This is a genomic window from Marivirga arenosa, assembly GCF_030503895.2.
In the GTDB taxonomy this organism is placed as follows: domain Bacteria; phylum Bacteroidota; class Bacteroidia; order Cytophagales; family Cyclobacteriaceae; genus Marivirga; species Marivirga arenosa.
This window is the reverse complement of record NZ_CP129970.2, coordinates 1,132,225-1,145,449: the sequence shown is the minus strand read 5'-3', so window position 1 is coordinate 1,145,449 and position 13,225 is coordinate 1,132,225. Positions and strand designations below refer to the sequence as shown.

Here is a 13,225-nt window from a genome sequence, read left to right as displayed (position 1 = left end):
TTTTATATGCTGGTTCTATTTTCAAGGATTCAATTTTTCAAAATATACGGTAGCAGTATCCTTTAAAACTTCAGGATGCATTAATTTTATGTAATCTTTTAGTACCCAATCAGCACGCATATAACCTGATTCTAAGAAATCATTTGCACCTGATTCGGTAACTCTCTTTGTGTATGAAAATACCTGTTCATTTTGAAAGGCTTCAAAAAGCGCATAATTTTCATTTGTATTTTCTAATTTTTTTAGACTAGTTAAAGATGCAGCACCAATCCAAATATCAGCTGATTGAGCAATACTCAAAACAGATTCAAAGCTTAATTCTAAACTGCCAGTTTCATTATTTTCTTTCCATAGATAGTTTCCTGCAGCATCCTCAATAAATTTTGCAACATAGCTATTTCCTCCTGGCATATACCAAATATCACCATACATAATTCCAGTCATCACACTGGGTTTATTTTTTATGTTTTCGCTTAAGCTTTTTGCTTCTATATATTCTTGTTTGATATGATTAAATATACTATCTCCTTTTTGGTACTCATCAAAAAGAATTGAATTTAATTTTAACCATTCAGCTCTACCTAAAGGAGTGTTTTCTAAATAATCGGTATTTACAATTACGGATATTCCTGCTTTTTGCAAAGGTTTTAATTGCTCATAATTCCCACCAAAAGCATAGGCGGTAATTACATCAGGCTTCAATGAAATTGTTTTTTCAATATTGATTCCATTTTTCTGTCCTATATCTTGCAAATTTCCATTTTCGGATAATTTTCTGAATTGCTTACTGTAGATTAAATCTAAGTTGGGGAAGCCTATCACACTTTCACTGTGGCCAATAGCTTCAATTGAAGGTAAATGAGATGTAGATAAACATACTATTTTTTTAATAGGGATTTTGATGGCAGCATCAGCTTCGATAGATGGCTTTTCATTTTTATATAACACATAATTAAAAAAGTCTTTAGAACTAGGCTTTTTAACTTTTACCAGATAATAATCTTGAAATTCCTCAATACTTAAGGTTTGGCTGTACTCAGTAATTTCCTTGCCTTTAGTTTGCTGCTGAATTTGTTTATTACTTTCACAGCTAAATAGGCTTATTAATAATATAAAAAGTGAAATTCTAATCTTCATTAAGAGCAAAAATAATCAAAATGATTCTATTGCCTATCCAATCTCATACTTATCCTATTTATAGCTCCGAATTCAAAATATTTTGCAATTTTTGCAATTCTAAAATTAGAAAGCTTGTATGAAAAATATAGATGTTTGTTTAACTCCTGAATTACTACATCAATACAATTTGGAGAATAAAATAGTGGTGGTGGTTGATATTCTACGTGCTACTTCTTGTATGGTAAGTGGATTCTCAAATGGAGTAACAGAAATCATTCCGGTTTCTACTTTAGAAGAATGTAAAGCATTACAAGAGAAAGGGTATTTAGCAGCTGCAGAGAGAAATGGAAGTAAAGCAGAAGGATTTGACCTTGGTAATTCTCCATTTGAATACCTTGATTCAAAAATGAAAGGTGAAAAAGTAGCGGTTACTACTACAAACGGAACCTTGGCAATTAACAAAAGCTTAGCAGCAAAAGAAATTTTAATAGGTGCATTTTTAAACCTAAACGCTCTAGTTGAGTATTTAAAAAATAAGGAAGAAGATATTATAATACTGTGTGCAGGTTGGAAGGGTAAATTTAATTTAGAAGATACTTTGTTTGCAGGAGCATTAGCTCACCAATTAAAAGAGGATTTTCAATTTGCATGTGATGCGCCATTAGCTGCCGAAGCCATGTATCTCACAGCGAAAAAAGATATGATGAATTATATGAGAGATTCTTCTCACGCAAAAAGATTATCGAAATTAAATGTGGTAAAGGATATCGAATTTTGTGTTCAAGAAAGTATTTATGATATAATTCCATATTTAGATGGAAAATCATTAAGATTAAAAAAATAAAATCTGTAGTCATATAATCTTATTTATAATGATAATTAAAGATATAGTTAGCCTTCAAAAATGCTAGATATAAGCTATTCACCATATTGGCTAATTTTATGCTTATCACTTGGTTTAGGATATGCTTTCTTGCTATACAACAAGCATAAAGGGCCTTGGAAACCTATTTGGAATAAAGTTCTATTCGTTCTCAGAACAATTGCTATTACCTTAATTGCCTATCTTTTATTGGAACCCTTTTTGAATATTCGAAGAACAGAAAGTGAAGATTCTAATATTGTTTTCCTTATAGATGATTCTGAATCAGTTAATGAAGGAGATGATAATTTTAATAAAACATTTTCATCAATACTTCAACTAAAGGAAAAGCTCGAAGACGAGAAAGGGGTACACATTCCAATCTTAAACTTAAAAGGTGATATAATTACTAGTTCAGATAGCTTGGAAGGTTTTCAAAAATCTAGTCCCTTAAATCAGTCCTTAAAAAATATTTCAGATCTAATTGATGAAGCATTAATTTCAAGAGTGGTTTTATTTTCTGATGGAATTTATAATCAAGGCATTTCACCTGATTATTATGCCTTTCCTTTTGAGCTCTCAACAGTGGGTTTAGGTGATACTGTTCAAAAGAAAGATGTTGTATTAAAAGAGATCAGATATAATAAGGTAGCTTATCAGGGCAATGAATTCCCAATAGAGGTTGATATTTTACAAAGCGGATTTGATAATCAAGTTGGACGTGTAAAGTTGCTTAAAGAGGGAAAAACAATAGATCAAGAGGTAATCAATTTTATAGGGAATGATAATTTATCGACTGTTCAGTTTTTAGTTTCTGCAGATGATTTTGGTTTCCAATCTTATACTGTTAGAGTGGAAGCCTTAGAAGGTGAATTTATACAAGAAAACAACAGCAAAAATGCCTATGTCAATATAATTGAAGGTAAAAAGAAGATTTTATTTTTAGCGCCCTATCCTCACCCTGACATTAAAGCATTAACCGCTTCACTTGATCAAAATACTAATTATGAATATGAACTAAATATCGCCTCGGTTAATAAAAAGCAGCTTAAAAATATAGCCGAATATGATTTAGCTATTTTATTTCATTTGCCAAACCGAAATAATGTTTTCATTTCTGAAATTCGAAAGATAGCCAATGCCAATATTCCTATTTGGTTTGTAAATGGCCCAAATATGGCTTTTAATATTTATAATGAAGTGAATAAATCAACCGAATTAAGACCTTCTGCTGAGGTAGATGAAGCTTTCGCTTATATAAATCCAAAATTTGATTTATTTCAATTGGAAAATGAAAAGCAAGAGATCCAATCAAAACTGCCACCAGTATATTTACCGTATGTTAAACATCAATTTCATCCTTTGGCTCAGAGTTTTATGATGAAAAGAGTTGGGAATGTTAAAACTCAACAACCCATATTTGTTTTTTATAAAGATGATCAAACAAGGCAAGCTACTCTTCTTGCACAAAATTTCAGAGTTTGGAGAATGGTAGAATATTTAAATACTGAAAGGCATGATTTTTTTGATTCGTGGGTTTCTAAAACTATTCAGTATTTAACTGCTAATAATAAAAGAGACCTATTTAAAGTATTTCCAATAAAAGATGCCTTTCTAGATAATGAAATGATAAAATTCAATGTAGAATTGTACAATGAAGTTTTCGACAGGATATTTGATGTTCCCATCAGCTTGATCTTGAAAAATGAGAAGGATAGTATTTTAAATTATGAATTTACACCTGATAGGCTTAAGCCAAATTTTGATTTGGGAACTTTGGCTCAAGGGGTCTATGATTATACAGCTACTGGTAATTTGCAAGGTGTAAATTATACTTCTTCCGGACAGTTTGTGGTCGATCAATTTGATATTGAGAAGCAAAACTTAAAAGCCAATTTTAATCTATTAAGAAGAGTTGCCCAAAAGAATAATGGGAAGTTCTACAAAGTAGATGAATTAAGTAGTTTAGAAAGTGATTTGATGGCTAATGATTATCCTAAAGTGTTAAGCGGTGAATCTGAGGTTATTCCAATAACTCAAAATATTATTCCTTATATAATTATTTTGATTTTATTGTTTTCTGAGTGGTTTATCAGACGATTTTTCGGGTCTTATTGATAAAAAACACCTTATTTGTATTAGATTCAAGCTTTGAAAAACCACATTTACCAATCAAAATCTTAATTAATCCTTTTGTTTTTAATAAAAAATTAAATAATCACTTTAAAATAAAGTACCTAAAGTATTGATATTTAGAAAAATATAATAATATTGCATCTGGCAACAAAGCACAATTATTAAAATGAAAAGAAAACTTACTAGTGCACTCATACTTTTAGTGTTAATATTAACCACATATTTTTTTGTTTTTGAGTACTACGCTAGCTCTCCTTTGATAGATAGCGCAAAGGTAGAATCTGATACTGCTCAAATTAATCTGGTCAAACCAGATCCTACCATCTTATACGGCATGGTAGTTGATTCTTTTCAGGTTGCGGAACATGCCGTAAAAAGAAACCAGAGTATTTCTGATATATTATTAGCATATAATGTTTCCCACCAAACCATTTTTCAATTAGCTAATGTTGCCAAAAATGTATTTGATGTACGTAAGATTGCACCTAACAAAAAATATACGATAATTTATCAAGATAATGACTCATTACCTTCTGCAAGGGCTTTAGTGTATGAACCAAACCCGGAAGAGTATGTTGTTTTTAACTTAAAAGATTCAATTAAAGTATATGTCGAAAAAAGACCAGTTGAAGTTAAAGAGAAAGCAATTAGTGGTACAATTCAATCTTCACTTTATGAAGAGATATTAAAAAATGGAGGAACTCCTGAATTAGTCGATTTAGTAGCTGATATGTATGGATGGCAAATTGATTTCACCAAAATTTATCCTGGGGATCAATTTAAAGTAATATACACTGAGAGAACAATTGAGGGGAAATCTGTAGGCATAGAAGAAATTATAGGTGCAGAATTAATTCATTATAATAATCCATTTTTATCCATTGCTTTCGATCAAGGCGATGGTATTGATTATTTTGACGAAGAAGGGAAAAGTTTAAGAAAAGCATTCTTGAGATATCCAGTGAAATTTACACGAATTAGTTCAAAATATACTAAAAGAAGATACCACCCTGTACAAAAGAGATATAAAGCTCATTTAGGGACTGATTATGCAGCACCAACGGGTACGCCAATTTATGCTGCTGGAGATGGTGTAATTCTTAAAGCAAGATATGAGAAATTTAATGGGCGTAATGTAAAAATCAGACATAATGCTACTTATTCTACGCAATACCTTCACATGTCAAGAATAGCAAAAGGAATAAAGCCAGGATCAAAAGTTAAGCAAGGCCAATTAATTGGTTATGTAGGTTCTACAGGTTTAGCAAGTGGACCGCATTTGTGTTATCGCTTTTGGAAAAACGATAAGCAAGTTGATGCTTTAAAAGTAGATTTACCTCCTTCTGAGCCAATTAAAGAAGATTATCTTTCAAACTTCATGAGATATAAAGGGTATGTGAAATCAAAATTAGATCAAGTTTCATACCCTGAGGCTGAAAGTGAAGTTCTAATGGCAAAAGTGAAGTAATTACTTTTAATAAGTTTGTAAATATTTCATCAACCAATAAATATAATTCTCCCCGAATTTTAATATAAGATAAGTAAGGTCTCGGATAGAAATCCTATTATTTCATCGAATATTTTTATGCAATTCAATTTTTAAAAGTAGTTTTGTACAATTATTTTTTAAAAATTTTAAAGAAATTGCAAAATGAAAGGTTTGTTCCTTATATTAAATTTTATTTTGATTTTTTCTATTCAGAATGCTGAGGCTCAATTAGGTGGAAATTGGGTAGATTTGGAAGGTAAAGTCATTAGTAAAGCTTTGGAAGCACCTATTGAGGCTACTTTGACTTTAGAAAGTTTACCTTATGGCGCTGATATAAGAGTGTTTCATTCTGATGAGGAAACAGGTGATTTTTCTTTTAAAATCAAAGAAAATAAAGCCTATAAAATAAAAGTTGAATCAAAAGGGTACATATCCTTAGAAGAAGAAATAAAAATTGAAGATGAAAATAATCCTGTAGTCTTCAGTCTTATGCCTTCTGGTGAAGGAACTATACTCAGACTGGATATAAACTTTAAGCAAAGTAAAGCTGAGATTCTTGAAGAATCTTATAAAGAGTTAGATAAGCTCATGCAAATGCTTAAAGAGTATCCGAATATGGAAATTCAATTAGAAGGGCATACAGATTTTAGAGGAAGTGCTTCTGCAAATATGAGATTAAGTGAGAAAAGGGTGAACGCAGTAAAATCTTATTTGACTTCTAAATCCGTAGATGCTAAAAGAATAAAAACTAAAGCATTTGGAGGTACTATGCCTTTAAGCCGAGAGAATACAGAAGAGGCAAAATTAAACAATAGGAGAGTGGAAGCTCGAATATTAAAGACGGAATAATAAAATGAAAAAACTATCTTTAGTAGCAGTAATCACTATTTTCTTTTCCAATATCGCTTTCAGTCAAGATACTAAATGGGCTGATAGAGTAATTGAGTATTCATCTCAATTGGAAGAAACACAATTTTCAGTTGAGCAATTATTAGGAAAACCTAATGTATATCCTTGGGGTGAGGGTAGTCCTAGTGCATGGACACCAAGCAGACCCGGAAGATCAGAATTTGTAAAAGTAGGATTTGACAATCCTAAACCCATTCGTCAAATTGCAATTGCTGAATCATATAATCCTAGTGCACTCACAAAGATTTACTTTTACGATGAGGAAGGCAATGAATATCTAATGATTGAAAGAGAGCCTGTAATTGTTAATCAACCAGGTCGTTTTTTAAGGTTATTTACTGAGCTTACCGAATTTAACGTAGCTGCGGTTAAGTTGGAATTTGAAGGAGAAGCTGTACCAGGTTATTACAGTATTGATGCCATTGGTATTACAGATTCAGAAACACCTATTGACCTGCAGTTAGAATTGGTGCCGAATGTAAAGGAAGAATTAGTTTCAGAACGTTTAGATGAAAAGGTAAATAGTCCTTATGAAGAATTAAAACCAATATTAAGTCCTGATGGAAAGCAATTATTTTTCGGGAGAAAATTTCATCCAGATAATATAGGGGGTATAGAAGATTATGAGGATATATGGGTGAGTGATCTTGACAGTATAACTAATGAGTGGAAAGAAGCCCGAAATGTTGGTGAACCTTTAAATAGTGATGGACCAAACTGGGTGAGCTCAATCACGCCAGATGGGAATACTCTGGTATTGCTTATTGGTAATGAATATGATGATAAGAAAAAGAAATTATTTTCTGGTGTGTCTGTATCATCTAAAGAAGGCGATAGCTGGTCAAAACCTGAGAGCTTAAAGATTGATGACTTCTATAATATGTCTGAAAAGGCTAATTTTTATCTGGCAAACAGTAGAAAAACATTGATGATGTCAATCAAAAGAGATGATTCATACGGGGATAGAGATTTATATGTGAGTTTTGAAAAAAGAGATGGCACGTGGACTGCTCCAATGAATTTAGGTGATGTAGTGAATACAGCTACCGATGAGACTTCCCCTTTCTTAGCAGCGGATGATAAAACTTTATTTTTCTCCTCTTCGGGTTACATAGGCTTCGGAAAAAGTGATATCTATATGACTCAAAGATTAGATGATACATGGCAAAATTGGAGTGAACCCTATAATATGGGGCCGCAAGTAAACTCAAGCGGTGATGATTTATTTTTCAGTATGCCTGCGGAAGGTAATTATGCTTATTACACAAAAGAAGATTCCGTTGGTAATATGGATATTTACCGTTTGCCAATGCCATTATTTAATGAACTTAATCCAGTTATTACAATTGCAGGTAGAGTTGTAGATGCAGAAACTCAAGAACCACTTGATGCAATAGTATCTTATGAAACATTAGATGGTACAGAGGTTGGTAGAGTACAAACTGACCCTACAACAGGAGAATATAAAATTGCTTTACCTGCCGGGCAAGAGTATCAATATATTGCAAGAGTTAAAGGCTATTTACCAATCAGTGAAAATGTTGATTTAACCAATCAGAAGGAATCAAAAAGTTTTAATAATGACATGATCATGGCTCCTGTTAAAGAGAAAGCTGAGATCGTTTTAAACAATGTATTCTTTGCATTTGATAGCTACGAGCTATTAGCAAGCAGTAAATCTGAATTAGATAGAATGGTTGAGGTAATGAATGAAAATTCAGCTATTGAAGTGGTTATTATTGGTCATACCGATAGCACTGGTCCTGAAGAATATAACCAAATGCTTTCTGAGAAAAGAGCTCAATCAGTTGTGAATTATTTAACAAATAATGGTATCAAATCAGAAAGACTTGAGTATGTTGGTAAAGGTGAAACTGAACCCGCTTATCCTAACGATACTAGAGAAAACAGAGCTAAAAACAGAAGGGTTAACTTCAAAGTGGATAAGGAATAGAATTAATTCATATAAATTGAAAAAGCCGGTTAAACCGGCTTTTTTTATGTCTAGTACTATTTTTTCCTTTTAAATCTACTTAAAGTTTTTTTTACGAAGCCAATAAAGAATTTACTTTGCCCCAGAAGGAACCCATAAAATAATAAGATGATAAAATAAACAGGTAGGATAAGTATATAATAAACCGTTGTAAATATCCAGTTTCGTTCTTCTTTTGCGGCTATTAGTGATAAAACTGGTTCCTTTAAAAAGAGAACAGTAAAACCAGTACAAGCAAACACAATTAGAACAACGAATACTTGCCAACCAGATTTAAGATCCCATCTGTTTTTAAGTTTCTCAAACATTTAGAGCTAGTTTTAGCACAAATGTAATTTAATTTATGGAGTCTTTAGTTAACAAATTACCGCTAATGGCTAATAGGTTGATTTCTGATTGTTTAGCAAGGTAAATAGCATTTAATAATCTGCTTTCTGCCTCAATAGAGTTTAATTGAAATTCTCTTAATTCAATAGAATTAGATCTTCCTACTTTGTATCTTTCTAATGCGATATCTGCATTTTCTTGAGCCACATCTAAATTTTCATTCTCAAGCTTTATTAAATCAATTTTATTTTTGTACCGCACGTAGGCTGATGATAAGTCACCTTGTAGTTGGTTTTCTAACTCTTGCATTGCAATTGTATTATTTTCTACTGCTATCTGAGTAGTTTGGTTTCGTCTCCGTCTATCTAAACGATCGAATATCCTCCATGATAAACTCAATCCATAGCTTAATCCTAATGCTTGGTTTTGAAGTAAAAACCCTGCCTGGGCATTTAAGTTAGAATAACCATAGCCTAGGTTGAAATCTACTTGAGGAAGTAATTCTGTATTAACTGTTTTATTCTGAATTTTAAGAATATCTTCTTGCTGCATTAAAGCTAATAGTTCCTTATTTCTAGTGTTAAGGTCTTCTATCAATTGGTTTAATTCTAAACTAGTATCAATAGACATGCTATCCGTTGCGATAAACTCATGATTAGGATCTTGTCCTAAAAGTAAGTTTAAGGATACTCGTGCCTGCTGTACGAGTTCTTCCTGATTCATTAAATTACTTTTATCGGTATTTAAATCTACTTGAGCGGCCAATAATTCAGTCTTTGAGAACCGACCAACTTCATAATTAGCTTCTGCAATTTCAAGTCTTTCTTGTGATAGTTCAACAGCCGATTCTAATACACTGAATTGATATTGTTCAAATACTAATTGAAAATAGGATTGTATGATGCTTCCTAAGGTATTTTCTAAAACTGCCTGAGTTTCAAATCGAGTTTTGTTCCTTTCAACTTGCAATGCTTTGTAATCCAAAAACATTTTAGTACCATCAAAAAGGGTCCAAGTCAAATCACCTCTAACGTTAAATCGATTAGATTTTGCTCCATTAATTTCTCTTGGTGGCCCTTCGATAAATTGCTGGTTTACATCTTCAATATCAAAAGATTGTCCACTAGCAATGTCTATAACTGGTAGAAAAGCAGAATAAGCGTAATTTGAATTTAAAACAGCTTCTTTTTCTATATTTTTGGCCGTCCTGATGGAAAAATTATTCTCCATTCCAATACTTACAGCTTCTTCTAAGCTAACTTCCTGTGCTACTGCATTGAAGCTAAATAATCCTATAAAAATGAATGTGATATATTTTATCATAAAAAATTAAGATTCTACACGAGAAACACGTGCACGTTTACTAGCTAAATAAGAATAAATAGCAGGGATAACATATAATGTTAATCCAGTTGCGAAAATTAAACCTCCAATAATGGCAATTCCCATTGACACTCTACTTTCAGAACCCGCACCAAGTGCCAGAGCAATTGGTAAAATTCCCAGGATGGTAGATAAAGCTGTCATTAGTATCGGTCTAAATCGTGATTTAGCTGCCTCAACAATTGATTCAGTTACATTTAATCCTTGAGCTTTTTTCTGATTTGCAAATTCCACAATCAGAATAGCATTTTTAGAAACTAAACCTATGAGCATGATGATTCCAATTTGGCTAAAGATGTTTAGAGTTTCTCCAAATAACCAAAGTGATAAAAATGAACCTCCTACGGCTAATGGAACCGTAAATAATATGATTACAGGATCTCTAAAACTTTCAAATTGGGCAGCCAATACTAAATAAATTAATACAATTGCAAATCCGAATGCAAATAGTAAACTCGATGAACTTTCAAAATAGTCTAAGGACGCACCGGATAAAGAAGTGCTATAAGTCTCGTCTAATACTTCTTTTGCAATTGCATCCATAGCTTCAACACCATCTCCAATTGTTTTGCCTGGAGCTAAACCTGCAGATAATGTAGCCGAGATATATCTATTATATCGGTATAAGGATGGTGGTGTTGAGCTTTCACCTAATGTTACCAAGTTGTCAAGTTGTAACATTTGACCATTTTGTGCTCTCACATACAAAGATCGTAAATCTACTGGTGCATTTCTGTCGTTTCTTTGAACCTGACCTATCACCTGGTATTGCTTTCCATCCATAATGAAGTAATCAAACCTCTGTCCACTAAGGCCTAATTGCAGTGTTCGAGCTATATCTATTACTGAAATTCCCAATGATTTAGCTTTTTCTCTATCAATCTGTATATCAATCTGAGGCTTAGTAAATTTTAAATCCTGATCTACCACTGTAAAAGTTGGATCCTGCTGCGCCTTTTCTATGAATTTAGGTAAGGCTGCTTGTAGTTTGTCTAGTGAAGTGGCTTGAATTACATACTGAATCGGTAATCCCCCTCTTCTACCACCGATGGTTTGTTGCTGGAAAGCAAAGGCTTTAGCTGCAGGGAATTGACTAAGAATAGGTGTGTATTCATCATATAATTGCTGTTGACTTTTCTCTCGGTCTTCAGCATCTACCAACATTATCCTCATAAATCCAGAGTTAGTACCCTGAGTACCAAACCCAGGTGATGTTACAGAGATCAAGCCATCAGTTGGTAAAGTATCCATGGTAACCTCTACCAAATTATTAATGTATTCATCCATATAATCGAATGTGGCACCTTCAGGACCTGCAGCATTTACTGAAATCATTCCACGGTCTTCCAATGGCGCTAATTCAGAAGGAAGTGTTTTAAATAAACCATAAATTAAGGCACCTGCTCCTAAAAATAGAATTATTCCCATCCATCTCACTTTCATGAAAGCGTCTAAACTTCTTCCATACCCTTTGTTTAGCCAAACGAAGAATGGTTCTGTTTTTCTGTAAAACCAATTATGTCTTTCTCGCTTCTTCAATATTCGGCTACTCATCATTGGGGTTAATGATAAGGCTACAAATGAAGAAATCATTACTGCTGTTGCTACAACTACACCGAATTCTCTAAATAGTCTACCCGTAATACCTTCAAGAAAGATAACCGGCATGAACACTGCTACTAAGGCAACGGTTGTCGCGATAACGGCAAAGAAAATTTCTACAGAACCTTTTTTGGCAGCTTCCATTGGTTGCATTCCATCTTCCACCTTAGTATAAATATTTTCTAATACCACTATGGCATCATCCACTACTAAACCGATGGCTAGTACTATCCCTAATAAAGTCAAAACATTGATAGAAAATCCCGCTAGATACATGAAAAAGAAGGTTCCTATTAAGGCTACTGGGATTGTCGCAATTGGAATAACTGTAGTTCTCCAATCCCTTAAAAAGGCAAAAATGATTAAGATTACGAGAATAAATGCGATTAAAATGGTTTGCTGTACTTCATTTATTGACTCTCGAATATATTCTGTTTGATCAAATCCAATTCCCAAATTAATATCTTCGGGAAGGTCTTTCTTGATATTATCAACCCTTTTGTAAAACTCATCCACAATATCGATACTGTTGGAACCAGGCTGAGGAATTAAAACTACACCCACCATTGGTATTCCATCTCTTTTCAAAACAGTTCGCATATTTAGTGGGCCTAATTCTGCATATCCGATGTCAGAAAAGCGGACAAACGAATTATTTTGTTCTGCAATAATTAGGTTATTGAAATCTTCTTCGCTTTTAAGCTGGCCTTGTGTTTTCACTACCAACTCTATCATATCACCTTCAATACTTCCTGAAGGTAATTCAACATTTTGATTTTCAACTGCGCTTAAAACGTCTAATGGGGTTAATTGATAAGCAGCAAGTTTTATGGGGTCCATCCATAATCGCATCGCATACCTTTTTTCTCCCCATATTCTTACTTCACTAACACCTGATATTGTTTGAAGCCTTTCTTTAAAAGTATTTTCTGCAATAGCGGATAATTCTAAAAGACTTCTTTCCTCACTGTTAATGTTTAAGAATACAATAGGTTCTGAATCAGCATCTGCTTTGTTTACGGTTGGAGGTTCAGCATCTTCCGGCAATCTTCTTCTTGCTCCTGAAACCTTATCTCTCACATCATTGGCGGCAGCTTCTAGATTTTCACTTAAATTGAATTCAATGGTAATCCTACTTCTACCTTCAGCACTTGTAGAAGTAATAGTTCTAATCCCTGCGATACCGTTTACCGCTTCTTCAAGCGGTTCCGTGATTTGTGATTCTATTACATCTGCATTAGCTCCAGCGTAGTCAGTGGTAACTGTAATGATTGGCGGATCAACTGAAGGGTATTCTCTAACCCCTAAAAAATTAAATCCAATAAGGCCAAAAATTAATATTACCAGAGATAGCACTATGGCTAAAACAGGCCTTTGTATACTTATTTTTGATAAGGAAGCCATC

The 13,225-nt window shown here is 33.1% G+C and carries 9 protein-coding genes; 5 read left to right on the top strand and 4 right to left on the bottom strand.

The annotated features are described in order from the left end of the window. Positions 1-21: 21 nt before the first annotated feature. A complete protein-coding gene (locus QYS48_RS04975; RefSeq protein WP_308357780.1) occupies positions 22-1,137 on the bottom strand; it encodes an ABC transporter substrate-binding protein in 1,116 nt (371 codons plus the stop codon). Positions 1,138-1,255: 118 nt separating this feature from the next. Here QYS48_RS04975 and QYS48_RS04970 point away from each other — a divergent pair, with 118 nt between their 5' ends. From QYS48_RS04970 to QYS48_RS04950, 5 genes are all read left to right on the top strand, one after another. Continuing rightward, complete coding sequence (locus QYS48_RS04970; protein WP_308357779.1) at positions 1,256-1,963, top strand: 2-phosphosulfolactate phosphatase; 708 nt, start codon at positions 1,256-1,258, stop codon at positions 1,961-1,963. Between the two features lie 60 nt (positions 1,964-2,023). Beyond that, a complete protein-coding gene (locus QYS48_RS04965; protein WP_308357778.1) occupies positions 2,024-4,099 on the top strand; it encodes a hypothetical protein in 2,076 nt (691 codons plus the stop codon). Positions 4,100-4,283: 184 nt separating this feature from the next. Then, on the top strand, positions 4,284-5,585 hold the full coding sequence (locus tag QYS48_RS04960; RefSeq protein WP_308357777.1) for a peptidoglycan DD-metalloendopeptidase family protein: 1,302 nt from the start codon (positions 4,284-4,286) through the stop codon (positions 5,583-5,585). A 183-nt stretch (positions 5,586-5,768) separates the two neighbouring features. Beyond that, positions 5,769-6,455, top strand: a complete 687-nt coding sequence (locus QYS48_RS04955) for an OmpA family protein (RefSeq protein WP_308357776.1) — start codon at positions 5,769-5,771, stop codon at positions 6,453-6,455. Between the two features lie 4 nt (positions 6,456-6,459). Then, positions 6,460-8,469, top strand: a complete 2,010-nt coding sequence (locus QYS48_RS04950) for an OmpA family protein (RefSeq protein WP_308357775.1) — start codon at positions 6,460-6,462, stop codon at positions 8,467-8,469. Positions 8,470-8,525: 56 nt separating this feature from the next. On the opposite strand, the gene QYS48_RS04945 is transcribed toward QYS48_RS04950, so the two are convergent. From QYS48_RS04945 to QYS48_RS04935, 3 genes are read right to left on the bottom strand one after another with little or no spacing between them, the layout of a single operon-like run. Beyond that, entirely contained in the window at positions 8,526-8,816 is a 291-nt protein-coding gene (locus tag QYS48_RS04945; protein ID WP_308357774.1) for a DUF6787 family protein, read from the bottom strand. Positions 8,817-8,844: 28 nt separating this feature from the next. Beyond that, a complete protein-coding gene (locus tag QYS48_RS04940) occupies positions 8,845-10,158 on the bottom strand; it encodes a TolC family protein (protein ID WP_308357773.1) in 1,314 nt (437 codons plus the stop codon). Between the two features lie 6 nt (positions 10,159-10,164). After that, positions 10,165-13,224 (bottom strand): efflux RND transporter permease subunit, encoded by a 3,060-nt coding sequence (locus QYS48_RS04935; RefSeq protein ID WP_308357772.1) that lies wholly within the window; start codon positions 13,222-13,224, stop codon positions 10,165-10,167. Position 13,225 lies beyond the last annotated feature (1 nt).